This is a genomic window from Pseudomonas sp. NPDC089396, assembly GCF_044749545.1.
In the GTDB taxonomy this organism is placed as follows: Bacteria; Pseudomonadota; Gammaproteobacteria; order Pseudomonadales; family Pseudomonadaceae; genus Aquipseudomonas.
The window spans coordinates 160,013-185,134 of record NZ_JBIVIC010000009.1 but is presented as its reverse complement, the minus strand read 5'-3'; the positions used below and the strand labels follow the sequence as shown (position 1 = coordinate 185,134).

Here is a 25,122-nt window from a genome sequence, read left to right as displayed (position 1 = left end):
GCCATGCCCCAAGCCTATATTGTCGATGCCCTGCGCAGCCCTACCGGCAAGCGCAAAGGCAGCCTGGCCCATGTGCACGCCATCGACCTGGGTGCGCATGTGCTCAAGGCGCTGGTCGAGCGTAACGCGATCCCCGCCGAGGACTATGACGATGTGATTTTCGGCTGTGTCGATGCCATTGGCTCGCAGGCCGGCGACATCGCCCGCACCAGTTGGTTGGCTGCCGGTCTGCCGTTGAACGTACCTGGCACCACGGTGGACCGCCAGTGCGGTTCGTCCCAGCAGGCGCTGCATTTTGCCGCCCAGGCCGTGATGAGCGGCATGCAGGATGTGGTGGCGGTCGGCGGTGTGCAGACCATGACCCAGATTCCGATCTCCTCGGCGATGCTGGCGGGCCAGCCGTTGGGATTCAGCGACCCGTTTTCCGGAAGCAAGGGCTGGCAGGCGCGCTTCGGCAACCAGCCGGTCAACCAGTTCTACGCGGCGCAGTGCATTGCCGATCACTGGCAGATCAGCCGTCAGGACATGGAAGTGTTCGCCCTCGAAAGCCACCGTCGGGCCCTGCACGCCACCCAGGCAGGCTACTTCGACCGTGAAATCGTGGCCTGCGAGGGCTTGACCGAGGATGAAACGCCCCGGGTAAGCAGCCTTGAAAAAATGGCTGGTCTGGAACCGGTGAGCCCTGAGTTTCCTTCGATCACTGCCGCGGTGTCGAGCCAGACCTGCGACGCGTCGGCGGCGCTGCTGGTGGTGTCGGAGGCCGCGCTCAAGCGCTACGGCCTGACGCCCCGGGCGCGCATCCATCACTTGTCGGTGCTGGGCGACGACCCGATCTGGCACCTCACCGCGCCGATTGCCGCCACCCGTGCGGCGCTGAAAAAGGCCGGCATGCGCATGGCCGACATCGATCTGGTCGAGATCAACGAAGCCTTCGCGTCGGTGGTCATGGCCTGGGCCAAGGAACTCGACTACGACCCGGCCAGCACCAACCCGCACGGCGGCGCCATCGCCCTGGGGCATCCCTTGGGGGCGACGGGGGCGCGCCTGACCGCCACCTTGCTGCACGCGCTCGAACGCACGGGCGGGCGCTACGGCCTGCAGACCATGTGCGAGGGCGGCGGCCAGGCCAACGTCAGCATCATCGAACGGCTGTAAAGCCGCACTTGGACACGAACAGGAAGACATACCATGGGAATCTGTGCGGATCGTACCGTGATCATCACCGGTGCAGGCGGCGGGCTGGGGCGTGCGTATGCCCTGGCATTCGCCGAAGAGGGCGCGAATGTCGTGGTCAACGACATCCGCCGTGAGGCCGCCGAGGCGGTCGTGGGGGAAATCCGCGAACGCGGCGGGCAGGCGATCGCCAGTGATGATGACATCACCACACTGGGCACCGCGCAGCGCATCGTCGATGCCGCGTTGGCAGCGTTTGGCGAGGTGCATGTGCTGGTCAACAACGCCGGGGTGCTGCGCGATCGCATGTTCGTCAGCCTGTCGGAAGAAGACTGGGATCAGGTGATGCGGGTGCACCTCAAAGGCCACTATTGCCTGGCCAACATTCTCGGGCGGCGCTGGCGCGACCTGGCCAAGGCCGGCACGCCAGTGGCAGCGCGCATCATCAACACCAGCTCCGGGGCCGGGCTGCAAGGCTCGATCGGGCAGTCCAACTACTCGGCGGCCAAGGGCGGTATCGCCTCGTTGACCCTGGTGCAGGCTGCCGAGCTTGGCCGCTACGGCATCACGGCCAACGCCTTGGCCCCGGCGGCACGCACCGCGATGACCGAGAGCGCGATGCCGGACATGGTCAAACGGCCGTTGGACGGCAGCTTCGATGCCTGGGCGGCGGACAACGTCGCGCCGCTGGTGGTGTGGCTGGGCAGCGAAGCGTCCGGGCATGTCAGTGGCCAGCTGTTCGAGAGCCAGGGCGGGCGGATTTCCCTGGGCGATGGCTGGCGCACGGGCGTGACCCGGGACAAAGGGGCGCGGTGGCAGGTCGGCGAGGTGGGCGACGTGGTGGACGCCATTCTCGAAGAGGCGCCCAGGGCGCAGAAAGTCTGGGGGACTTGAACCCGCAGGTTTCCTACCCCGTCCGTTTTGACGATGTGCCCGATTACCCCTGGCTTTATACCTGTCAGCGACCTGTATTCAGTCAGAGGTAATCCCAGTGAAACAAGCCCCTCCCTACGTCCCAGGCCATCAGTTGCTGGCCGGCAAATCCGTTCTCGTCACGGCGGCCGCAGGCGCCGGCATCGGCTACGCCGCCGCCAGGCGCTGCGCCGAAGAAGGCTGCCGCGCCTTGATGATCTCCGATGTCCATCCCCGTCGCCTGGAGCAGGCTGTCGAGCAGCTCAAGGCCGACACCGGCCTGCAGGCGGTATACGGCCAACTGTGCGATGTCACCGACGAAGACCAGGTGCAGGCGCTGGTGGCTGCCGCCGAGCAAGCGCTGGGTGGCGTCGATGTGCTGATCAACAACGCAGGCCTCGGTGGCCAGAAGCGCGTCACCGAGATGAGCGACGAAGAATGGCAGCGGGTCATCGACGTGACCCTCACCGGCACTTTCCGAATGACTCGCGCCATGTTGCCTGCCATGCAGCAGCGCGGGGCGGGAGCCATCGTCAACAACGCCTCGGTGCTTGGCTGGCGGGCGCAGAAGGAGCAGGCCCACTACGCCGCCGCCAAGGCCGGGGTGATGGCCCTGACCCGTTGCAGTGCGCTGGAAGCAGCCGAACACGGGGTGCGAATCAATGCGGTGTCGCCGTCGATCGCCTTGCATGCCTTCCTGCAGAAGTCCGCCAGTGAGGAACTGCTGGCGCAACTGGCTGGCCGTGAAGCCTTCGGGCGTGCGGCCCAAGTGTGGGAAGTCGCCAACGTGATGGTCTTCCTGGCCAGCGACTACGCCTCCTACATGGTCGGCGAAGTGCTGTCGGTCAGCTCCCAACAGGCGTGAGGACACAGCATGACTACCTGTTTCAGCAATGCCCAGCAGATGCTCGACGCCCAAGGCCTGGACCTGGGCGTGACGGACTGGCTGGCAGTGACCCAGGCGCGGATCGACCTGTTCGCCGAAGCCACCGGTGACCATCAGTGGATTCACGTCGATCCCGAGCGCGCCGCCAACGGCCCCTTCGGTGCCTGTATCGCCCATGGCTACCTGACCCTGGCCCTGGCCAACCTGTTCATGCCGCAGTTGATGCGCGTCGAGAACATGGCCATGGGCGTCAACTACGGCACCGACCGCGTGCGATTCCCGGCGGCCGTGACCGTCGGCTCGCGGGTACGCGGCCGAGGCCAGGTGATCAGCGCCGAGTCCGTGGGCAGCGCCGTGCAGCTGGTGGTGCGCATCAGCGTGGAAATCGAAGGCACCGAGCGCCCTGCGTGCGTGGTCGACACCATCAGCCGTTACACCTTCAACCCTATTGCCGAGTGAGCACATGAGCATGAATGACGTTGTGATCGTTTCCACCGCGCGCACCGCGCTGACCAAGTCTTTCCGCGGGTCGTTCAACGACACCGAGGCCCCGGTGCTGGGCGGCCATGTGGTGCGCGCGGTGGTTGAACGCGCTGGCATCGAGCCCGGCCTTGTCGAGGACGTGATCATGGGCGCTGCCGTGCAGCAAGGCACCCAGGGTTACAACATCGGCAGGCTGTGTGCCTACACCGGCGGCCTGCCGGACAGCGTGCCAGGCATGGCGGTGGACCGGATGTGCGCCTCGGGCCTGATCAGCATCGGCATGGCGGCAAAGAACATCCTGACCGGGGAGATGAGCATTGCCGTGGCAGGTGGCGTCGAGTCGTTGTCGCTGACCCAGAACAAACACAAGAACACCTACCGCAATCAGTCGCAAGCGGTACTGGCGTGCATGCCCACGGCGTACATACCGATGATCGAGACGGCCGAAATCGTCGCTCAGCGTTACGGCATCAGCCGCGCCGCCCAGGACGACTATGCCCTGCAAAGCCAGCAGCGCACGGCGGCTGCACAGCGCGACGGCTTGTTCGCTGACGAAATCGTGCCGCTGTCGGTGCAAAAGCAGCTGTTCGACAAGGAAGGCCAGCCCGACGGCCATGAGCAGGTGGTGGCCGACCGTGACGAGTGCAATCGCCCCTCAACGCAACTGGCGGACCTTGCCGCCCTGAAACCTGTGTGGAAGCAGGGCCAATGGGTCGAACAAGGCCAGTTCGTCACCGCAGGCAATGCGTCGCAGTTTTCCGATGGCGCGTCGGCCAGCCTGCTGATGAGCCGCACCCAGGCTGCCGCCTACGGCCTGCAGCCGCTGGGCATCTATCGCGGCATCGCGGTGGCAGGCTGTGCGCCTGAGGAGATGGGCATTGGGCCGGTGGTCGCAGTGCCGAAACTGCTCAAGCGCTTTGGCCTGCGTGTGGCCGACATCGACCTGTGGGAAATCAACGAGGCCTTCGCCTGCCAGGTACTGCATTGCCAGGATGCGCTGGGCATTCCCCCGCAGCGCCTGAACGTCAATGGCGGGGCCATTGCGATCGGCCACCCGTTTGGCATGTCCGGCGCCCGCATGGTTGGCCATGCGCTGCTCGAGGGCCGCCGTCGCGGCGCGCGCTATGTGGTCGTGGCCATGTGCATCGGCGGCGGCATGGGCGCAGCGGGCCTGTTCGAACTGCCCTGACCTGCAGCCGGCTGTTCGGTGCCCGGTTAGGCCGTTTGGACGATGTACCGGGTGCCGAACAGACCGACTATCTACATACCTCGGTGAACAGAACAGCCGTCGTTCATCACTACAAGAACAAGAGGGTGGGTCGTATGCAGCGTATTGCAGGGGGGTGCCCATGGGCAAACTGATTGCCTATCTGGTGTGTCTGGCCGTCGCGGGCATCGTTGCACTGGCCTTCGCGCCACGTGATGCGTTGAGCGTGACCGATAGCGCACTGAACACCGAGCGCATGCAGATCAACGGCCTGCTCAACCTGCGGGACCGCCAGCTGGCGGTGGGTGAGCGTGGCGCGATTCTGCTCAGCGACGACCAGGGTCGCACCTGGCAGCAGGCCACGGTCGAGCCCCAGCGTAATCTTTCCCTGACGGGCATTACCGCATTGACCGCTGCGCACCTGGTAGCGGTGGGGCAGGATGGCTGGATCGTGCGTTCCACCGACGGCGGCAGCACCTGGCAGGAGGTGCAGTACGACGCTGAAGCCGGTGAGCCGCTGCTGGGCGCCTGGGCGGCCAGCGACGAGCAGGTGTTCGTCTTCGGTAGCTACGGGCGGTTCTACCGCTCCGACGATGGCGGGCAGCACTGGCAGGCCGAGGCAGTGGACGTCGACCGCTCTCACCTCAATGCCATGGATGGTGACCGCGAAGGGCGCCGCCTGGTGGTGGGCGAACAGGGCCTGGTGCTGCGCAGCAGCGATCATGGCCAGCACTGGCACGCATTGCCCAAGTTCTACAACGGCTCGCTGTTCGGTGTGGCGCGCCTGAGCGCCGATAGCTGGGTGGCCTACGGCATGCGCGGGCATGTGTTTGTCACCCACGACTTCGGTAGCCACTGGCAGGGCGTCGATACCGGCAGCCTGCAGCCACTGTACGGCCATGTGCAGCTGCCGGATCACGCTGGCGTGCTGATTGTCGGTGCCGGCAGCAGCTGGGTACGGCTCGATGGCCAAGGCAAGCTGCTGGGCAGCGGACGTCAGCCGGGCCTGGGCACCTTGACCTCGGCCATGGTGATGCAGGACGGCCAGGTTCGTGTGGCCGGCGAGCGCGGTGTCATGCAAGCCACCGGCAACAGTGTCGCCACAGTGGGCAAGGAGGGGCTGGTTCATGACAAACACTAAGGCATGGGTCGCGCGTCAGGTCGAGCGCGGTGCCGACCTGCTGCTGGCGAACCGCAAGGTGCTATTGGCACTGTTCATCGTCTTGACCCTGGGGCTGGGCTACAGCGCCACGCATACCCGGCTCGACCCGGGCTTCAACAAGCAGATCCCGGTGCGCCATGAGTTCATGGTCAACTTCCTCGACTTCAGTCAGTACTTCACTGGCGCCAACCGCTTCCTGGTTAGCGTCAAATGGAAAGGTGAAGGGGACATCTACAACCCCCGGTTTCTCGAGACCCTGCGCAAGGTGACCGACGATGTGTTCTTCATCAACGGGGTGAGCCGCGCCAGCGTGACATCCTTGTTCACCGCCAATGTGCGCTACATCGAAATCACCGAGGACGGGTTCTTTGGCGATGTGGTGGTGCCGCCGCGCTTTACCGGGTCTGCCGAGGACCTGGCCCAGGTGCGCAGCAATGCGGCGCGCTCCGGGCAGGTCGGGCGGCTGGTGGCCAATGACCTGAAATCGGCCATGGTGCGGGCCGACCTTCAGGACATCGACCCGCGCACGGGCCAAGCGGTGAGTTATGTCGAAGTCGCCCAGCGCCTGGAAGCGATTCGCGACAAGTACAGCAGCGAGCAGGTCGAAATCAACATCGTCGGCTACGCCAAGCTGGTGGGTGACGTGGTGGAAGGGTTGATGACGGTGATCGGTTTCTTCGTCGTCGCCTTCCTGATTACCGGGTTGTTGCTCTGGCTCTATTCGCGCTCGCTGCGCCTGACCGTGGTGGCGCTGCTGGTGGCGCTGTTGCCGGTGGTCTGGTTGTTGGGCTTGCTGCCGCTGATGGGGTTGGGCATCGACCCGATGTCGATTCTGGTGCCGTTCCTGATCTTCTCCATCGGTGTATCCCATGCCGTGCAGATGACCAACGCCTGGAAGCAGGAGGTGGTCGCCGGCCACACTGCGGTGCGGGCAGCGCACCTGGCATTCTGCAAGATCTTCATTCCAGGCTCGCTGGCCCTGCTGATGAATGCCTTGGGTTTTGCGGTGATCATGCTGATCGACATCCCGATCGTGCATGAGCTGGGGGTGACGGCGTGCATCGGCGTGATGCTGATGATCGTCACCAACAAACTGATGCTGCCGATCATCATTTCCCACCTTCGCCTGGAGCGCCGGCTGCTGGTGGGCGATAGCGGGCAACCAAAGGACAGGCACCGGCTATGGTGGCGCCTTTCTGCATTGGCCGAGCCAGGCCCGGCGCTGGCAGTACTGGTGGTGAGTGTTCTGCTGCTCGGCGTGGCGATGTTCAAGGCCCGGCAACTGGAGGTGGGCGACATTGGTGCCGGCGCGCCGGAGTTGCGTGCCGACTCCCGCTACAACCAGGACAACGCCAAGATCGTCGCCAGCTACTCGATCGGCCTGGATGTGCTGGCAGTGTTCGTGCAAGCCAGGCAGGTCGAGGAAGCGTGCCTGTCGCCCGCGGTGATGCGCGCCGTCGAGGCGTTCGATTTCAAGATGCGCAGCGTGACAGGGGTGCAGTCGGTACAAAGCGTGGCCGGCTTCGGCAAGACCGTGATTGCCGGCAACAATGAAGGCAACCCGCGCTGGGCGGCCATCCCTGGGTCGGCCAGGGGCCTGAGCCAGGGCGCACGTGCCTATGTGCCGGAGGACGGGCTGGTGACCGATGGCTGCCAGCAGATGCAGATCCTGGTGTTCCTCACCGACCACGATGGTGCCACGGTGGCCCATGTGGTGCAGCAGGCCGAGCGGATCATCGCCCAGGTCCAGGTGCCGGAAATGGAGTTTCGCCTGGCCGGCGGCAACGTCGGCGTCATGGCCGCCTCCAACGATGCGGTCAAGCGTGCCGAAGTGCTGATGCTGGTGGCGTTGTTCGGCTCGGTGCTGGTGTTCTGCTGGCTGACCTTCGGTTCGCTGCGCGCCGTGCTGTGCATCCTGGTGCCGCTGGCCATCGTTGCGGTGCTGTGCAACGCACTGATGGCGATGCTGGGGATTGGCCTGAAAGTCGCGACACTGCCGGTGATGGCCCTGGGTGTCGGGGTAGGGGTGGACTATGGCATCTACCTGTATGAGCGGATCCAGCACGAAATGGCCGAAGGTGCCAAGCTGCGCCAGGCGTTTTACCAGGCCATGTGCCAGCGCGGCACGGCAGCCGTGTTCACCGCCTTGACCATGGCGATCGGGGTGGGTACCTGGGCGTTCGCGCCGCTGAAGTTCCAGGCTGACATGGGCGTCTTGCTATCGTTCATGTTCTTGGTCAATGTACTGGGGGCGATTTTCCTGCTCCCGGCGTTGGCGGCCTGGTTCAATCAGGGCACGCCGCTGGTGGTGGTCAGCAAAGGTCGTACTGCAGCTCCACAGGTGTCCGACGTATAACAATAAGAAGGGGCACGGCCTTGGCTGTGCATCCCGAGGAGACGAGCAATGACAACTTCCTGCTTGAATGTCGAGGCCTTGGCAGAACTGGGCCTGGACCTTGCCGAGTACGACAGGCTCATCGGCGAATTCTACGACGGGTCTCTGGATCACAAACTCATGGCCAAGACCCTTCGCCATGTGCGCAGCATCTACCAGGCCAACTATGTCACCTTGATCCTGCGTGTGCCCGAGCAGCCGGACCTGGGCCTGATGATTGTCGTCGGCGATATCGAAGGCGAGGGCGAGGTCGGTTACTGGGCTTACCCACAAGCCTTGACCCCGTTCAGCAACCCGCCACTGGACCGGGTGTTCACAGTGGACGACCTGATGAGCGAGGCGCAGTGGACCAGTTCGCCCTATTTCAAGACCTACGGGATGGCGCACGACACCTTCCACATCATGGGGGCCGACGTGTCGACGCCCGATGGCGGCAAGCTGCGCTTCCGTATCACCCGGCCCAAGGGCGCGCCGAAGTTTTCCACGGCCGAGCGCACGCTGTGCGAAATGATCCTGCCGCATTTGCGCCGTGCCATGCATGTGCACAACCTGCTTGACCGCAGTGAATCGATGGAAGAGTTGTATGCCCAGGCGATCAGCCGCCTGTCGGTGGCCACTATCGTGCTGGACCAGCACGGCAGCGTGTTGCAGCTCAACCCGGTGGCCAAGGAACTGCTCGAAAGGGCCGATGGCATGAAGCTGGTCGGGGGATGCCTGGAGGCGACCTACCCCAGCGACAATCGCGAGCTGCAACGCTTGCTGCGTAGCGCCTTTGCCCGTGACCCGAAAAGCGACAAGACCAGTTCCGGTGCCGAGGCGATGTCGGTAACCCGGCCGTCTGGCAACGTCAATCTGGGCGTTGTGGTGGAGCCGGTGCAGAGCCAGGACTGGGCCGAGGACAAGAGCAAGCCTGCCGTGGTGGTCTACATCCGCGATGCCGTGGGCCGCTCGGTGGCCAGTGAAACGGTGACCAAGCAGTTGTTCAACCTGACCCGGGCAGAAACCGCCCTGGCGCTGGAGCTTGCCAACGGCCTGTCGCTGGAGGAGGCCGCCGAGGTACTGAACGTGCGCCGCAACACGGCAAGGGCGCACTTGCGTTCTATCTTCTCGAAGACCGGTGTGCGCCGGCAGACCGAGCTGGTGCGCATCATCCTCAACAGCGTGGTGGCGCTTGGAAAGCCTAAACCGTCCATGCTGGCGAGCAAACTGCCGGAAAAGACCGAGCTCAAGCTGGCCCACCCGATGCGCAGCAGCGCGTGAACAGGGTGGCAAGGCTTAGTCCGCGTGGACGATGCACTGGGTTCAAGCGGGCGTCGATACTGGCCCGCACCGTCATTGGAGAAGGAACAACGTTATGCCAGTAACAGCGGTCAGCGGTTCGGCTTCAGGAATTGGCGCGGCAGTGTGCCAGGCGCTGCGTGCGGCGGGGCATCGCATCATCGGCATCGACCGGGCAGATGCCGAGGTGATTGCCGACCTGTCCAGCGCCACGGGCAGGCAAGCGGCCATCGAAGCGGTGCTCGAACAGAGCGAGGGCGTGCTGGACGGTCTGGTGTGCTGCGCCGGCGTCGGTTCGAGTGCGGCCTGCAACACCATCGTGTCGGTCAATTACTTTGGCGTTAGCGAGCTGCTCGATGGCCTGGCCGATGCCTTGGCCAAGGGCGCGGCGCCAGCAGCCGTGGTCATCGGCTCGATTGCCGCGACCCACGTCAACCCCGACCAGCAACCGATGATCGCGGCCATGCTCGCGAACGATGAAGCCCTGGCGTTGCAGCACGTCAACGCGCTGGGCCAATCTGGCGTGGCCTATGCCAGTTCCAAGTACGCGATAACCTGCAGCGCGCGCCGCCGAGCCGTTGACTGGGCCGGGCAGGGCATTCGCCTGAACGTGGTGGCACCGGGTGCGGTGGAGACGCCGCTGCACCAGGCCTCGCTGAACGATCCTCGTTTCGCCGAGGCGGTGAAGGCGTTCGTCGCCCCCATGGGGCGCTCGGGGCACCCGGAGGAAATCGCTCAAGTGGTGGCGTTCCTGCAGTCGCCGCAGGCCAGTTTCATTCACGGCAGTGTCATGTTCGTCGACGGTGGCATGGATGCCAAAGTGCGCCCTGGGCGCTTCTGACCTTCAACCCGCTGAAAACACAAACAGCGCCAGGGCTGTCGACCGAGGTCGATGCCCCTGGCGCTGTTTTCGTTTTTCACGGGCGATTCGCGGCGATAGCGACGCGATGCTGGCCTAGTCCGTGTGGAGTATGAGGATTTGCGCCAGTTCGGCGACAGTAGTTCGTGTAAGTCATCGGGGATTTCTACACGAGGAACTATAACAATGAACACGCTCGCAGCCGTGAATATCGACGCTGAACTGGCTCCTCGCTTCGGACGAGGCTGGCACTGCCTGGGTGAAGCCGCCAGCTACCGTGACGGCCAGTTGCACACCTTGAATATCTTTGGCACCCGGCTGCTGGCATTCGCCACTTCGGATGGGCAGATCAGCGTCATCGACGCGCATTGCCAGCACATGGGCGCCGACTTGTCGCGTGGCACACTGGAGAACGACCGCGTTGTCTGCCCCTTCCACCACTGGCAATACGATGCCAGCGGCAAATGCGTGGAAATTCCTTATTGCAAGCGTATCCCGCCGAAAGCCAAGAACCGCAAGTGGTTGACCTGTATCGAGAACAACTTGCTGTTCATCTGGAACAACCCGGAAGGCAAGGCCCCGGCAGAAGGCGTGGTGATCCCGCACTTGCCGGAACAGGACAGCGGCGAATGGCTGCACGACTGGCACCTGGACAAGCTGGTCATCGAAACCAATCCGCGCGAACTGGTCGACAACCTGGTCGACGCGCAACACTTCGGCCCCGTGCACGGAACGCCGACCAAGTACTTCGCCAACATCTTCGACGGTCACATTGCCCAGCAGATTTTCCATGGCGACTCGGAAAGCCTCGGTGGCGACCTGGTGGCCGAATCGGCTTACTACGGCCCTGCCACGCACATCACGCGGATGCGCGCCGTGTTCGAAGGCATGGAGATCCACTCGATCCTGCTCAACTGCCATGTGCCGATCACGGCCAACAGTTTCGAGTTGCGCTTTGGCTGCATGGTGAAAAAGATCCCCGGCTGGAGCGAGGAGCAGAACCGCGCCATGGCACTGGATTACGTGGAGCGCACCCGCGACTCGTTCTATCAGGATGTGGACATCTGGGCGCACAAGATCCGGGTCAACAACCCGGTGCTGGCTGAGGGCGATGGCCCGGTGTATCAGCTGCGCGAATGGTATGGGCAGTTCTTCATGGACGAGGCCGATGTGCCGGCGACCCTGCGCGAACGACGCGAAATTGTCACCGTTGCCCAACACTGACCGCAGGCCCGGCAGGAGCGCACCATGATTGTGAACGGCCGAAGTACCTTGACCCTCATGCTTGCTGCCAGTTTTGCCTCCACGATAGGCGGGTTGCCGTTCAATACCTTGCCGATTCTGTTGGGTTCGATGGTCGACAGCCTGGGTTTCAGTGTCGAGCAGGTTGGCGTGTTGGGGGCACTGTGTTTCGCCGGCTACCTGCTGGGCACGGTCGTCGCGGTGGGGCTGATCGACCGGCTCGACTGGCGCTGGCTCACCTTGGGCAGCGCGGCGGGAGCGTGCGCAGCCTATGGGATGTCGGCGTCGATGTCGGTCCAGGCGCAAATGCCACTGTGGGTGGCCATCGGCTTTTTCGCCGCCCTGATGACGTGCCTGGGCATGCGCATCATGGGTGAAATGGCCAACAAGGAACGCGCCTTCGGCTTGCGCCTGGGAATCGAGCTGGGTGTGGTGGCGGCCGTGCTGTTCGCCATGCCATCGCTTGTGATCGCGCATTATCACTACGCCGGTGCGGCCGCGATGCTGTGCGTGATCATTCTGCTGTTGAGCTGCAGTGCCTGGGCATTGCCCGGGCGCCAGCGGCCGACAACCACAGGGCAGGCACAGTGCAAGCAGACGCTGCTTTCACGCTTTCGCTTGCCGCTGCCTGCGTATCTGGCACTGGGTTTGTTCTTTCTGTTCGGCGCTGGGCAAATCGGGCTTTGGGCGTTTCTTGAACGTCTGGGTCATGGCCTTGGGCTTTCGCCGACCGAACTTGGCATCGTCTTCGCGGTGTTGAAACTGCTGGGCGGGGCGGCCGCACTGCTGATGGCGCTGGTGGGGGATCGTCTGGGCGCGCGACTGCCGCATGTGATCGTACTGGGTGTATTGAGTCTGGGGCTTTTCCTGCTCGGCAGTGCCGAAGGATTCTCAAGCTACGCCGCGGGTGCGTGGATCTGGGAAGTCGGTTTCACCTGGGGCTGCGTCTGCCAGGCCGCCGCCATCGCACGGCTGGACAGCGAGGGCCGCTCGACCCTGATCATCCCGGCCTCGTTCGCCTTGAGTTCGATGGCCGGTCCCGCCGTGGCCGGACAATTGGTGGGCCAGGGGTTTGAGTTACTGCTCCTGCTTGCAGGTGCCTGTGCCGTGATTCCGTCTCTGGCATTCATGTACGTGCTGAGCAGTCATTCAAGGCCGGTATACTCCCCGGTCGATGTTGCTCCGTAATGTCGAGGGCATAAGCTCAACTTTCCCCCCCCTGGTCCAGCCTTGCCAGATCAGCGCCTGGTCCCATTCTTTGCAGAACAACCACCGCCGCACCTGCGCGCTGATGTCCATGGCGCTGATGGTCGACTGAACAGGGCGAAGTGGGGGGACTCGCTGCCGGGGCCGACGCGCGCAGGGTACCCGCAATCTGCCCCTGGTTGTGGGGCCGGGTATTGGCGCGTACCATGCCCGCATTCCTTCCAATAACCAAACCGTGCTTCAGCGCGGCCGATACTTGGCCCCCTGATGCGCGTCTTTTCGCCTTGTCTGCGGAGAAATGAATTCCACACATGAACGGACCCCTACCCAAGGATTTGCCAGCGACCGAAGGTGGCGGCAGCTGGCTGAGCGTGATCGCGCTGGCCCTGGCCGCCTTCATCTTCAATACCACCGAGTTCGTGCCGGTGGCACTGCTCAGCGACATCGGCGGCAGTTTCGAGATGAGCACCGCGCAGGTCGGCCTGATGCTGACCATCTATGCCTGGGTGGTGGCGCTGGCCTCGTTGCCGATGATGCTGCTCACGCGTAACGTCGAGCGGCGGCGCTTGCTGTTGTTCGTGTTCCTGGTGTTCATCCTCAGCCACCTGTTGTCGTGGCTGGCGCAGAGCTTCGCCATGCTGCTGCTGAGCCGTATCGGCATCGCCCTGGCGCATGCGGTGTTCTGGGCCATCACCGCTTCGCTGGCGGTGCGCGTGGCACCGCCAGGCCAGCAGGCCAAGGCACTGGGCCTGCTGGCGACGGGCACGACCCTGGCGATGGTGCTGGGGATCCCGCTGGGCCGGGTGGTGGGCGAGGCGCTGGGCTGGCGGGTGACGTTCCTGAGCATTGCCGGCGTGGCCCTGGCTACCATGCTCTGTCTGATCAAATCGCTGCCGCTGCTGCCGAGCCAGAATTCCGGTTCGCTGCGTAGCCTGCCGATCCTGTTCAAGCGCCCGGCCCTGGTGATTACCTACCTGCTGGTGACCTTGGTGATCACTGCGCAATTCACCGCCTACAGCTACATCGAGCCGTTCGCTTTGCACGTGGCGCAGATCGGCGGCGAGCGCACCACGCTGGTGCTGTTGCTGTTCGGGGGCGCCGGGGTGTTCGGCTCGCTGTTGTTCAGCCGCTACAGCGAGCGCTTTCCCCATGGCTTTCTGGTGGGCTCGATCGGGTTGCTGGCGGCTTGCCTGCTGTTGATGTTGCCGCTGTCGGGCAACTTCTATGCGTTCGCCGTGCTGAGCATGTTCTGGGGGATCGCGATCCTGAGCTTCAGCCTGTCGTTGCAGTCCAAGACCCTGAAGCTTGCGTCCGATGCCACGGATGTGGCCATGGCGTTGTTCTCCGGGATCTACAACATTGGCATTGGTGGCGGGGCGTTGCTGGGGAGTATCGTCAGCAGCCAGATGGATGTGGCCCATATTGGCCTGGTCGGGGGCAGTGTGGCGGTAGTCGGGTTGCTGCTGGCAGTGGCCAGTACCCGGCGCTTTCGTGTGGCGCTTGGCAACTGATTGACCTTGACGGCCCTATCGCCGGCAAGCTGGCTCCCACAGGTCCACCACAGTTCTTGAATGCTGTGCGGTCCCTGTAGGCGCCGGCTTGCCGGCGATAGGGCCGGTACAGCCACCAACACCATCAGCCCAGCAACGCAGCCCAGGCCGACACCAGCAACATCCCCGCCAACCCCCGGTTGAACCACAGCAACCGCTCCGGTGCCTGCAACCAGCGCGCACTGCCCACCCCCAGCAATGCCCAGGCCGTCATGCACGGCAGCGCAATCAGCAGAAACACCAGCGCCAACTGCCAGACCGGCAGCATGGGCGCGGCGAACACGCCAATCACCGCCACGGCCATCATCCATACCTTCGGGTTCACCACTTGCAGGGAAGCGGCGCTAAAAGCACTGAAGGGCTTGTCTGCGCTGACGTCCAGCGGTTGCCCCGCGCTGCGCAGAATGCGCCACGCCAGCCAGCTCAACCACAACACCCCGGCCCAGCTCATCAGTTGCTGGGCCAGCGGATGGCGCATCAGCAGTTCGCCGAGCCCCAGCCCAACCAGCAGCACGACCGCCGCCGCCGCGCCACAGCCGGCCAGGATCGGCGCCACGCTGGCGCGCAGCCCCCGGCGTGCACCATGGGCGAGTATCAGCAAATTGGTCGGCCCGGGGCTGATGCTGGCGACCAGGGCGAAGAGGATGAACGGCAACAACGAATGCGACATGGTGAAAGGCTCCGGGTAATCAGAGCCCCATGCTCGGCCATTGCCGCGGGTCAGTCTGGAAGGTTTGAGCAGCGGCGACGGTAATCCGCCGGGGTCAGCTGGTAAGCGCGACGGAACCAGCGCCCCAGGTGGCTCTGATCGGCAAAGCCCAGGGCCATGGCCACTTCGCTGGGCGTCTGGCCTTGGGCAAGCAGGTGCCGGGCACGGGCCAGGCGCAGCTGGATCAGGTAGGCGTGCGGGGCCAGGCCGAACGCCGCCTTGAACGCCCGGGTCAGGCGAAAACGGTCGACGCCGCAGGCCAGCGCGAGGTCATCGAGGCTGATGTCCTGGTCCAGGTGGGCATGCAGGTAGTCCCGGGCCCGCTGCGCGGTCAGCGGCAGACGCGGGTCGGGGTTGAGGCGCTTGCGCCAGTGCAGGTGGCGGGTCAGGCAACTGATGAGGTCATCGGTGGCCGTTTGCCGAACGATGCGCAGCTCCTCGCCATGCACGGCCTGGAAGGCGCGGGCGGTAGCGCCGGCCAGGCGCAGGTCATGGCACAACGGGTCGGCGATGCTCGGCAGGCTGTCGCTCGGCGCCTGCTCGAACAGCGCGCGCAGTTCGGCCTCAAGCCACAGCGGCTGCAGGTACAGGGTCGAGTAGGTAAAGCCTTCTTCGGTCGGCGCGTGGCCGTCGTGGATATCACCGGGTTCGAGCAGGAATACGTGCCCCGGCGTGCTGCGGTGGCGCACCCGGCGGCAATCGAACTGCTGCACGCCTTGTTCGGTGAAACCGACCAGGAAGCTGTCATGCCAGTGCGGGTCGTAGGCATGGCCGACGAAATGCGCGCGAACCGACTCGATGCCGGTGACGGCGTCTTGCTTGAGGTCGATCCAGTTGCTCATGACGGCGGGGCTGCAGTTGTACAGGGCAGTTCACATTACCGTAGACGGCGCGGACGGTTTAGAACATTTGTGCAGGCTGCAGGGCGGTGAAGCGCTCGCGCAGCCACAGGTGCAGTTGCGAGACGGCGGGCGACAGTTGCTTGCGATGCGGGCAAACCAAGGTCACCGGCGTGAGCTCGCCGGGGTGTTCGGCAAGCAGTACCTCCAGTTCGCCCGCGGCCACATTGGCGCTGACATCCAGCCACGACTTGTAGGCGATGCCTTCGCCGAGCAGGGCCCAGCGCCGCACCACATCGGCGTCGTCGCTGAACAGCGGGCCACTGACCTGCACCGTGCGGTTGCCCAGCCGCCATTTGTCATAGATCCGCCCCAGCTGCAGGTACAGCAGGCAGGCATGCTGCTGCAGGTCGTCCAGCTGTTGCGGGCGGCCATGACGCGCCAGGTAATCCGGCGAGGCCACCAGCACGCGGCGGTTCCACGGTGCCAAGGGCAGGGCGATGTAGTTGGCCTCTTCGTTGAGGCCATAACGGATGGCCACGTCCACCGGGTCGCGGAACAGGTCGGCAACCTGGTCGGAGAGGAAGAAGCGCAGGCTCAGGTCGGGGTGCTCGCGGCGAAAATCACTCAACCACGGCAGGAGGATATTGCGCCCGAGGTCGGAAGGGGCCGACACCTGCAGCACGCCGCGTAGGGTGCTGTGCGCACCGTGCAGGTTGTCGCGCCCTTGGCGCAGGCTCTCCAGCACGTTGAGGGCGGTGGGCAGGTACAGCTCACCTTCGGCAGTGAGGCGCAGGCTGCGGGTAGTGCGGGCGAACAGGCGCACGTCGAGGTCGCGTTCAAGGCGTTTGATCGCGGCGGCGACCTGCCCGGGCAACAGGTCGGCCTCGTGGGCCGCAGCAGTGAAGCTGCCCAGCGCGCTGCTGCGCACGAACAGTTCGAGGTCGGTGATGCGGAGCATTTTTCACTCCAGGGGTGAAAGTGTTCCTGCATTCTGCCGGTTTTTCTTATTTGCAGGAAAGATACTATGCGGCACAAATCCTCTTCCCTTTATTGGAGTTACCCGCATGGACACCGTCTCCCTGGCCAAACGCCGCTACACCACCAAGGCCTACGATGCCGCCCGCAAGATCCCTCAGGCCACAATCGATGCCTTGCTTGAGCAGTTGCGCCACAGTCCGTCCTCGGTCAACTCGCAGCCTTGGCATTTCATCGTTGCCGACAGCGCCGAGGGCAAGGCCCGCCTGGCCAAGAGCACGGCCGACGGTTATGCCTACAACACGCCGAAGATTCTCGATGCGTCCCACGTCATCGTGTTCTGCACCCGCACTGAAATGACCGAGGCGCACCTGGACACGGTGCTCGACCAGGAAGCGGCCGACGGTCGTTTTCGTGACGAGCAGGCCCGCGCCGGGCAGAACCAGAGCCGTCGCCACTATGTGAACCTGCATCGCTTCGACCAGAAAGACCTGCAGCACTGGATGGAGAAGCAGACCTACCTGGCCCTGGGCACCGCGCTGCTCGGCGCTGCCGCCCATGGCCTGGACGCTACACCGATCGAAGGTTTCGACAGCAAGATCATGGATGCCGAGCTTGGGCTGCGTGAGCAGGGATACACCAGCGTGGTGGTGTTGAGCCTGGGCTACCGCAGCGAGGCGGATTTCAATGCCGGGCTGAACAAGTCGCGATTGCCGGCTGCGAAGGTGTTTACCTTCCTGTAATTCAGTTGTTGGGGCTGCTGGCCCTATCGCCGGCAAGCCGGCTCCCACAGGTACTGCACAGCTCTCAAGGGCAGTGCAGCACCTGTGGGAGCCGGCTTGCCGGCGATAGGCCCGGTCATGCCAACACATCCCCTCGGCGGCGTTTCACCACAGTGCAACCGCCCCCGCCGCAACCACCCGCGCAAACACCTCGATCGCCTTGTCCACCTGCGCCTCGCTGGTAAACCGCCCGATGCTGATGCGCACGCTCTTGCGCGCCCGCTGTTCATCCAGCCCCAGTGCCAACAGCACATGTGACGCCGCATTGCTCGCCGAATTGCACGCCGAGGTGGTCGACAACGCCAGCTCACTGGCCAACGCCGCACTGTTGAACCCCGGCGCCTCGATGCACAGGTTGAGGGTATGGGGAATACGCTGCTGCGGGCAGCCATTGAGGCTGACCCCAGGCAGCGCCAGCAGCCCGTCGCGCAGCCGTTTGGCCAACTGCTCCAACCGCTGGTGCTCGCTGTCACCGGGCTGGCCGGCGAGGGCGAAGGCGCTGCCCATGCCGACGATCTGATGGGTCGGCAAGGTGCCCGAGCGCAATCCACGCTCATGTCCACCCCCGTGCATCTGCGCACGCATCAGCTCACGTGCGCGGGGGCCGACGTACAACGCACCGATGCCCTTGGGTCCATACACCTTGTGCGCCGAGAACGACATCAGGTCGACCGCCGTGTTGCGCAGCTCGATGGCCAGTTTGCCCACGGCCTGGGCAGCATCCACATGCAACAAGGCGCCATGGGCACGCACCCGTTCGCCGATGGTGGCAAAGTCGGTGACGGTACCCAGTTCGTTGTTCACCGCCATCAACGACACCAGGCGGGTGTCGGCACGCAATGCCGCCTGTACCGCATAGGGCTGGATCAGGCCCGCGGCGTCCGGTGCCAGGCGGGTGACGGCCCAGCCTTGGCGTTCCAGTTCATTGACGGTATCGAGCACGGCCTTGTGTTCCAGCTGGCTGGTGATCAGGTGGCCCGGCTGGCCGATGCCCTGGGCGATGCCTTTGAGTGCGAGGTTGTTGGATTCGGTGGCGCCCGATGTCCACACCAGTTCATCGGCACTGGCGCCGACGCGCTCGGCCACTTGTTGGCGGGCAAATTCCACCGTTTCACGCGCCGCCTGGCCATAGGCGTGGCCACTGGACGCGGGGTTGCCGAAATTCACTTGTTGCCCAAGACAGGTGAGCATGGATTCGATGACCCGGTCGTCGACCGGGGTGGTGGCGGCGTAGTCGAAATAGAGCGGGGCGCTTGGCATTAGGGCGGGTCCGTAGCTGTCGCCGTGGAATCGGCGATCCTTGCAGCAAGCGTACCCGCCCGGGGCAAAACGAATTTGTCTTTTGTTCGGCAGAAAAGGGAGAATGAGGGAAATTTTTCTCCATATCATCTTCGATGTAGAAATTATTTCAGGCTGGCGCTAATGCCCCGTTCTTCTTCAGCCACCACGCGCTCGCACAACTCGATGATCTGCTCGCGCATCCAGCGGTTGGCCGGGTCCTGGTCGGTGCTTTCATGCCAGTACAGGTGCGTTTCCAGTGCCGGCACGTCCACCGGCAGCGGCTGGTAACGCAGTTGATGGCGGCGGGCGAAGCGTTCCGGCACGGTCATCGCCATGTCGGTCTGTTGCAGCACCTGGGAAGCCATCAGGTAGTGCTGCGAGCGCAAGGCAACCTTGCGCTGCACGCCCATCTTGCCCAGGGCCAGGTCGACGTAGCCCAGGCCGTTGCGGCGGCTGGAGATATGGATGTGGGTCATGCCCAGGTAGGCATCGAGGGTGAGCTTGGCGTCGGCCAGCGGGTGGCCCGGGCGCAGGGCGCAGACGTAGCGGTCCTGCATGAGCTTGACGTGGCGCACCTGTGGGTCGGTGTTCAGCGGCGCATCGACGGCGAAGTCCAGGCGCCCGGCGGCCAGCTCCTTGGTGGTTTCGCGGCGCTTGCACGGGAAGCTTTCGATCAGCACCGAGGGGGCCAGGCGGCGCAGGCGCTGGAACAGCGGCGGCAGAATCACCGCCTCGGTGAGGTCGGTCATGCTGATGCGGAAGGTCTTGTTGGCCTGCTGCGGGTTGAAGATGCGGCTTTCCTGCACCGAGGTGCGCAGCAGCGCCAGGGCATTGCGCACCGGGCCGATGATGTTCTGCGCCATGGGCGTGGGCACCATGCCCTGGGCGGTGCGCACGAACAGCGGGTCATTGAAGGTTTCGCGCAGCCGCGAGAGCGCGTTGGACACCGCAGGCTGGGTGATACCGACGATTTGTCCGGCGCGGGTCAGGTTGGCTTCGGTGTAGATCGCGTCGAAAACGATGAACAGGTTGAGGTCGACCTTGCTGAGGTTCATGGCGCCGCTCTTTGTTGGAATTATTGGCCGATCATATATCGGTTATGAATGTTTATACACGTAGAAAATAGACTAGGTGGATTGAGGGCGGCTGCTCTAGGCTCTGTCCATGTACTTCGAACCGTGAAGGTAGCCCCGATGGATTTCGCCTATACGCCCAAGGTCCAGGCACTGCGCGAGCGCGTGACCGCGTTCATGGATGCCTATGTCTATCCCGCAGAACCCGTGTTCGAGCGCCAGGTCGCCGAGGGTGACCGCTGGCAGCCCACCGCGATCATGGAAGAAATCAAGGCCAAGGCCCGCGCCGAAGGCCTGTGGAACCTGTTCCTGCCCGAGTCAGAATACGGCGCCGGCCTGAGCAACCTGGAATATGCACCGCTGGCCGAGATCATGGGCCGCTCGCTGCTGGGGCCGGAGCCGTTCAACTGCTCGGCGCCGGACACCGGCAACATGGAGGTGCTGGTGCGCTATGGCAGCGAGGCGCAGAAGCGCCAGTGGCTGGAGCCGTTGCTGCGTGGCGAGATCCGCTCGGCATTCGCCATGACCGAACCGGACGTGGCCTCGTCGGACGCCACCAACATGGCCGCCACCGCCGTGCGCGACGGTGACGAGTGGGTGATCAATGGCCGCAAGTGGTGGACCTCTGGCGCCTGTGACCCGCGCTGCAAGGTGATGATCTTCATGGGCTTGTCCAATCCGGATGGCCCGCGCCACCAGCAGCACTCGATGGTGCTGGTGCCGACCGATGCACCGGGCGTGAAGATCGTCCGGCCGCTGCCGGTGTTCGGCTACGACGACGCGCCTCACGGCCACGCCGAAGTGCTGTTCGAGAACGTGCGAGTGCCTTACGAGAACGTGATCCTCGGTGAAGGCCGCGGCTTCGAGATTGCCCAGGGTCGCCTGGGGCCAGGCCGCATCCACCACTGCATGCGTTCGGTTGGCATGGCCGAACGGGCGCTGGAGCTGATGTGCAAGCGTTCGGTCGCGCGCACGGCCTTCGGCCGCCCACTGGCGCGGCTGGGTGGCAACGTCGACAAGATCGCCGACTCGCGCATGGAGATCGACATGGCGCGTCTGCTGACCCTTAAGGCGGCGTACATGATGGACACGGTCGGCAACAAGGTGGCGCGCAGCGAGATCGCGCAGATCAAGGTGGTGGCGCCGAACGTGGCGTTGAAGGTGATCGACCGGGCGATTCAGATGCATGGCGGGGCAGGGGTGAGCGGGGACTTCCCGTTGGCTTATATGTATGCGATGCAGCGTACCTTGCGGTTGGCCGATGGGCCGGATGAAGTGCATCGGGCGGCGATTGGCAAGTATGAGATCGGCAAGTATGTGCCGGCGGAGATGTTGCGTAGCGGGCGGTAGTTGCTGCTGATGGTTTTGCGGGACGGGCGCAATGCTTGTCCCGCGTTACCTGTTTAATAATCCTTCTGAGCAACACTTCCGCGGTATTTGGAGGTGCTGGTAGTAAACAGCACAATGGCAGAAGCAATCGCCAGCGCTCCCCAGCCATAGGCATAGGTGCCGAGGCTATCTCGCGATAGACCAATCATCGGAGGTATCAATACTACGGATACCTGATTGGCTGTCATGGCCATTCCCAGCGCGAAGCCCTTGCGATTAGCGGGAGCGGTTTCTGCGATATACGCTACCCAAGGGCCGTACCACCCATAGGCAAAGAAGCCAGTCAAAGCCATGAATGCACTTAGGATTGCCAGGTTCTGAGTGTTCAAAAAAGGGAGAAGTATCAGTATGGCTGTTACTGCGCCCAGGCAAGTCATCACAGGGTAGTATCTTCCTGACTTGCAACGGTCGCTCCAGGCCGCCAGGATAATTCTTCCAGCTATGCCTGCTCCTAATACTACGAAGAACATCATTGCCGCAATAGAGCTTTCAAGGCCAAGTGAAGTGTGAAGGTACAAAACCAAGAACACTGAGATGGCGTACTGGGAGGCGGTAAGGCTAAAGCCAGACATCATGATCCTTCTCATGGAAGGATGCGATGCCATCGACAGTCGTGATTTAATCGCCAGCTTCAGGTTGATTGGCTTTTTTGCGGTGCTTTGTTGTGTTTCTGGCGTTTTGTAGAGCAGCATGAACAGAAGAGCACCGAGCAATGCTATTAGCCCGCCCGCCAGGAAGGCTGCTTGAACCGAGTACCGGATGGCAATAAATGGAAGTAGTAGGGTTGCCATGGCGCCGCCCAGTGGCAATCCGGCTTGTCGAATGCCCATCGCAAAACCTAGCTGGCTCCCTTTGAACCAATTGGATACGGACTTGCTTCCCCCGGGTTGGGCAGTGCTGTATCCAAAGCCTAAAATGATAAGCGCTATAAGCAACTCAGTGTAGGAGTTGGCCAGCGCAGCGCCGCATAATGAGGCCCCCACGAACAGTGTTCCAATACCTACAACAAATCGCTCACTGTACCTGTCCAGCAACTCGCCAGCAATCAAGAGCCCGGCAAGTGGGATTAATTGGGCAGCCGAAATCAGTGTGCCTATTTGCCAGTTGGTGAGGTTCATCTCGGACTTTACATTTAATGCGATTGATCCAAAGCCCTGAACGAAGAAGCAAGCGCACGCTTGCGCGAAAGTGGCTGCAGCTAAGATCACCCATCGATACTGGTTCTTGAGAATATTCATGTGCCTGATCTCCTTTTCCTGAGGAATGCCATTGTCCGTTATGTTGTTAATTGGGCTTAATTGTTACTTTTGGTGAGGGTTGTTAGATTTAAGTAGTGGGTTGGTTGTCTTGGTTGTAAATCCATGCTCGTGGCGTATTCGCTATATTGAGCCAAAGCCATGTTTCCAAAATATCTGTTGATAGTTGATTGCACCTTGTTTGCTGGTAAACGTGACGGCTCTCAGCGGTAGGTTGGTGGGGATGATTTCTGTTTTCGCTACAGATGATATCTGCAGCGCGACTTTTTTTGCAGGGTCAATCCAGTTTTCAACAGATGGAAATATTTTTCTCAAGTCATTGATCAGGTGGGGAAAATGAGTGCAGCCTAGAATAACTGTATCGATAGATAATCGTTGTTGTGTTGATAGATGGTTATCGATAAGCTCAGCGAATCGAGCGAAACTCGCTGTCTGACCTGCTAATCTACTTTCACATAGTGTTACCAACGACTGGGTCGCTATTGGCCATATTTGCCCTCGCAGTCTAGCAAAGGCTATTTCTTGGCTGATATGGTTGCTTTCAACTGTGCCGGGAGTTGCAAGCAAAACGATATTTTTTTTATTGGAGGCTTCAAGGGCATCCTTTATGGGGGGGTGACCAAGAAACAACTCCGTATAAGATGGTCGAGGCCCTGCTCTATGATCGCTATCGAGGCTGTATTGCACGCCACAACTAATGCTAGCGGGCTCACCTGCGCACAAAGCTGATCAAGCAACTGCTGGATTCTTTGAGCGATCGCAGCCCCAGGTTTGCTGCCGTAAGGGAACCAATCGTTATCTACCACATATAGGATGCTCGCGTCTGGAATTAGCCTTTCCAGTTGTCTTGCTACCGTCAAACCACCTACGCCCGAATCTAATACCACAATGGGACGTTTGGTGTTGAACAGTTGGGCGCCATCAAATGCAGTTTCATCACCTCGCCAAAAAGTTGGAGCGATTGTACATGGGGCTTTGTGGGTAGCCATAGAAGTCCGCCTTATGCATTGATGGCGCGAGTACCTACCGAGTTTCGCATTGCGCGAGACTTTCTTAGACTCGATGCGAATACCACCCGAGATAGCCAGCGAGCGTTGTCGCCGTAGTTAGCCTTGAAAGAGTCTCGCGCATGCACACACCGGTAGTTATCGATGAAGACACAGTCCGCTGGTTCCAGTACTAGCGCTATGCGATTTTCTGAAAAATGGTAAAGGAGTTTTTCCAGCGCTTGACGTTCGATGCCATGATATTCTTCAATGTTCAGCGTCGCAGCATTAATTTTGACGTATGGCGCGTCGCTATGACCGAATAAAATCGTTTGGGCGTTTTCTTCTATAATGTCAGAAGTGCTGTGGATCGGGTTGTGAGGAATTTTGAATCTTGCTTCAAATAGCACTTGTATTTCTTCAGTGCTAAGATTAATACCATCTATGCTTGAAATAATTGTTGCTGCGCGTTCATCGTTGCGCATGCACGCGAGACCTAAGTACTCGGGGCGAGCAGGGTGAAAAGCATCCTCTACGTGAAATCCAAAGTCGAGAACAGAGCCAGCGCTAGAGTTGGCGGTTTCGCTATACCCAGGAAACGGAACAATATTGTTATAAAGGCTGCCGCCGCGCTGTGAAGTAAATCCAATTCCCTCGCCAAGTAACGATCCATAAAGGCCGTGCAAAATGTTTGCGTCGTTTAAACGGTAATCATCGTCTAACTCAATATGCCTGGATGGGGTTGGCCCTGCACCATCAGCAAGGACTGGATTGCTGGAAATCAGAAGAGCCGAAAATTCCTCCCTGCGTTTGAAATCATAAAACTCTTTGCGAATGCTTCGTGGTAATTCTTGGGCGTACAGGACTGCCTTTTCCATAAAGCTGTATTGATTTGCCATTTCAGGCTCTTTGATGATTTCATTCAGCAGACCGCGAATTTGTTGTTTTTCATTGTTCGTAAGGATGAGTCGCTTTACTGTGGTTGTCATAGTGCACTGCTCCATTATATTTGTGGTTGTGGTTGTGGTTGTGGTTGTGGTTGTGGTCGTCGGCATGTGCCCTGAGTAATAACGTAAGAGGATTGTTGCTCGGCTTCAAGAAGGCAAAATGTGATCTTGTGTTAACAAGCTCATGCGGCAAATTTGTCATGAACTGAAGCTTGGTTGAGCTAAAGGTTGGTCTTGTTCGTAAACTTGTGAGTGAGAAAGTAAAGAGTTCGACGGAATGTAGTCAATCTTTTATGTTGTAGGATATTTCTTGTGCTTGTGTGAGAAAAAGAGAAGTATGCGTTCGCGGAACGTGTTGGGGCAGATTTAATCTTCTCGATGATTAAGTTGTATGCATCGCGTCCAAAGATACGGTAGCAACATGGCCGACACAGCCTGTCCATTGGGGCATCTCTCGCGAGCCTAGGCCTAATCTATACCCATATGTCGTACTTAGTCCGCACCGCCCCGTTCGCCTTGATCGATGCTT

At 61.8% G+C, this 25,122-nt stretch carries 22 protein-coding genes; 14 read left to right on the top strand and 8 right to left on the bottom strand.

Features of this window, described 5'->3' with window-relative positions:
- Nucleotides 1–3: 3 nt before the first annotated feature.
- The 12 genes from ACIPZB_RS18575 (at nt 4) to ACIPZB_RS18520 (ending at nt 14,314) form a co-directional block, all read left to right on the top strand.
- Entirely contained in the window at nt 4–1,155 is a 1,152-nt protein-coding gene (locus ACIPZB_RS18575; RefSeq protein ID WP_400642009.1) for an acetyl-CoA C-acetyltransferase, read from the top strand.
- A gap of 33 nt (nt 1,156–1,188) precedes the next feature.
- The gene (locus tag ACIPZB_RS18570) at nt 1,189–2,067 is read left to right on the top strand and encodes an SDR family oxidoreductase (protein ID WP_400642008.1); all 879 of its coding nucleotides are present in this window, start codon (nt 1,189–1,191) and stop codon (nt 2,065–2,067) included.
- A gap of 97 nt (nt 2,068–2,164) precedes the next feature.
- Entirely contained in the window at nt 2,165–2,950 is a 786-nt protein-coding gene (locus tag ACIPZB_RS18565; protein WP_400642007.1) for an SDR family oxidoreductase, read from the top strand.
- A gap of 9 nt (nt 2,951–2,959) precedes the next feature.
- The gene (locus tag ACIPZB_RS18560; RefSeq protein ID WP_400642006.1) at nt 2,960–3,430 is read left to right on the top strand and encodes a MaoC family dehydratase; all 471 of its coding nucleotides are present in this window, start codon (nt 2,960–2,962) and stop codon (nt 3,428–3,430) included.
- 4 nt (nt 3,431–3,434) lie between these two features.
- On the top strand, nt 3,435–4,643 hold the full coding sequence (locus ACIPZB_RS18555) for an acetyl-CoA C-acyltransferase (RefSeq protein WP_400642005.1): 1,209 nt from the start codon (nt 3,435–3,437) through the stop codon (nt 4,641–4,643).
- A gap of 160 nt (nt 4,644–4,803) precedes the next feature.
- Nucleotides 4,804–5,802: a WD40/YVTN/BNR-like repeat-containing protein gene (locus ACIPZB_RS18550; protein ID WP_400642004.1), complete on the top strand. Its 999-nt coding sequence runs from the start codon at nt 4,804–4,806 to the stop codon at nt 5,800–5,802.
- Complete coding sequence (locus ACIPZB_RS18545; RefSeq protein ID WP_400642003.1) at nt 5,789–8,179, top strand: RND family transporter; 2,391 nt, start codon at nt 5,789–5,791, stop codon at nt 8,177–8,179. The genes ACIPZB_RS18550 and ACIPZB_RS18545 overlap by 14 nt, the downstream gene beginning before the upstream one ends.
- Before the next feature lie 48 nt (nt 8,180–8,227).
- A complete protein-coding gene (locus ACIPZB_RS18540; protein WP_400642002.1) occupies nt 8,228–9,478 on the top strand; it encodes a helix-turn-helix transcriptional regulator in 1,251 nt (416 codons plus the stop codon).
- 94 nt (nt 9,479–9,572) lie between these two features.
- Nucleotides 9,573–10,337 carry an SDR family oxidoreductase gene (locus ACIPZB_RS18535; protein WP_400642001.1) on the top strand — a complete coding sequence of 255 codons (765 nt, stop codon included), beginning with the start codon at nt 9,573–9,575 and terminating at the stop codon, nt 10,335–10,337.
- Nucleotides 10,338–10,541: 204 nt separating this feature from the next.
- Nucleotides 10,542–11,579, top strand: a complete 1,038-nt coding sequence (locus tag ACIPZB_RS18530) for a Rieske 2Fe-2S domain-containing protein (protein ID WP_400642000.1) — start codon at nt 10,542–10,544, stop codon at nt 11,577–11,579.
- 24 nt (nt 11,580–11,603) lie between these two features.
- Nucleotides 11,604–12,785, top strand: a complete 1,182-nt coding sequence (locus tag ACIPZB_RS18525) for an MFS transporter (protein ID WP_400641999.1) — start codon at nt 11,604–11,606, stop codon at nt 12,783–12,785.
- Between the two features lie 329 nt (nt 12,786–13,114).
- Entirely contained in the window at nt 13,115–14,314 is a 1,200-nt protein-coding gene (locus ACIPZB_RS18520; RefSeq protein WP_400641998.1) for a sugar transporter, read from the top strand.
- 124 nt (nt 14,315–14,438) lie between these two features.
- Here ACIPZB_RS18520 and ACIPZB_RS18515 read toward each other — a convergent pair whose 3' ends face one another.
- The 3 genes from ACIPZB_RS18515 to ACIPZB_RS18505 are packed head-to-tail and all read right to left on the bottom strand — an operon-like array spanning nt 14,439 to nt 16,862.
- Nucleotides 14,439–15,023 carry a LysE family translocator gene (locus ACIPZB_RS18515; protein ID WP_008099299.1) on the bottom strand — a complete coding sequence of 195 codons (585 nt, stop codon included), beginning with the start codon at nt 15,021–15,023 and terminating at the stop codon, nt 14,439–14,441.
- A gap of 50 nt (nt 15,024–15,073) precedes the next feature.
- On the bottom strand, nt 15,074–15,904 hold the full coding sequence (locus ACIPZB_RS18510) for an AraC family ligand binding domain-containing protein (protein ID WP_400641997.1): 831 nt from the start codon (nt 15,902–15,904) through the stop codon (nt 15,074–15,076).
- A gap of 58 nt (nt 15,905–15,962) precedes the next feature.
- Nucleotides 15,963–16,862 carry a LysR family transcriptional regulator gene (locus ACIPZB_RS18505; protein WP_400641996.1) on the bottom strand — a complete coding sequence of 300 codons (900 nt, stop codon included), beginning with the start codon at nt 16,860–16,862 and terminating at the stop codon, nt 15,963–15,965.
- A gap of 106 nt (nt 16,863–16,968) precedes the next feature.
- Here ACIPZB_RS18505 and nfsB point away from each other — a divergent pair, with 106 nt between their 5' ends.
- Nucleotides 16,969–17,622: an oxygen-insensitive NAD(P)H nitroreductase gene (nfsB, locus tag ACIPZB_RS18500; RefSeq protein ID WP_400641995.1), complete on the top strand. Its 654-nt coding sequence runs from the start codon at nt 16,969–16,971 to the stop codon at nt 17,620–17,622.
- A 144-nt stretch (nt 17,623–17,766) separates the two neighbouring features.
- Here the strand turns inward: nfsB and ACIPZB_RS18495 are convergent, their stop codons facing one another.
- Together ACIPZB_RS18495 and ACIPZB_RS18490 are read right to left on the bottom strand one after the other, a co-directional pair.
- Entirely contained in the window at nt 17,767–18,921 is a 1,155-nt protein-coding gene (locus ACIPZB_RS18495; protein WP_400641994.1) for a cysteine desulfurase family protein, read from the bottom strand.
- Nucleotides 18,922–19,064: 143 nt separating this feature from the next.
- Entirely contained in the window at nt 19,065–19,997 is a 933-nt protein-coding gene (locus ACIPZB_RS18490; protein ID WP_400641993.1) for a LysR family transcriptional regulator, read from the bottom strand.
- Between the two features lie 138 nt (nt 19,998–20,135).
- On the opposite strand from ACIPZB_RS18490, the gene ACIPZB_RS18485 reads away from it, so the two are divergent.
- Nucleotides 20,136–21,365 carry an acyl-CoA dehydrogenase gene (locus ACIPZB_RS18485; protein WP_400641992.1) on the top strand — a complete coding sequence of 410 codons (1,230 nt, stop codon included), beginning with the start codon at nt 20,136–20,138 and terminating at the stop codon, nt 21,363–21,365.
- A 53-nt stretch (nt 21,366–21,418) separates the two neighbouring features.
- Here ACIPZB_RS18485 and ACIPZB_RS18480 read toward each other — a convergent pair whose 3' ends face one another.
- From ACIPZB_RS18480 to ACIPZB_RS18470, 3 genes are all read right to left on the bottom strand, one after another.
- Nucleotides 21,419–22,642: an MFS transporter gene (locus ACIPZB_RS18480; protein WP_400641991.1), complete on the bottom strand. Its 1,224-nt coding sequence runs from the start codon at nt 22,640–22,642 to the stop codon at nt 21,419–21,421.
- A gap of 141 nt (nt 22,643–22,783) precedes the next feature.
- Nucleotides 22,784–23,347, bottom strand: coding sequence for a hypothetical protein (locus ACIPZB_RS18475; protein ID WP_400641990.1), 564 nt, complete (start codon nt 23,345–23,347; stop codon nt 22,784–22,786).
- A gap of 313 nt (nt 23,348–23,660) precedes the next feature.
- Nucleotides 23,661–24,635, bottom strand: coding sequence for a TauD/TfdA family dioxygenase (locus ACIPZB_RS18470; protein ID WP_400641989.1), 975 nt, complete (start codon nt 24,633–24,635; stop codon nt 23,661–23,663).
- Nucleotides 24,636–25,122: the final 487 nt, after the last annotated feature.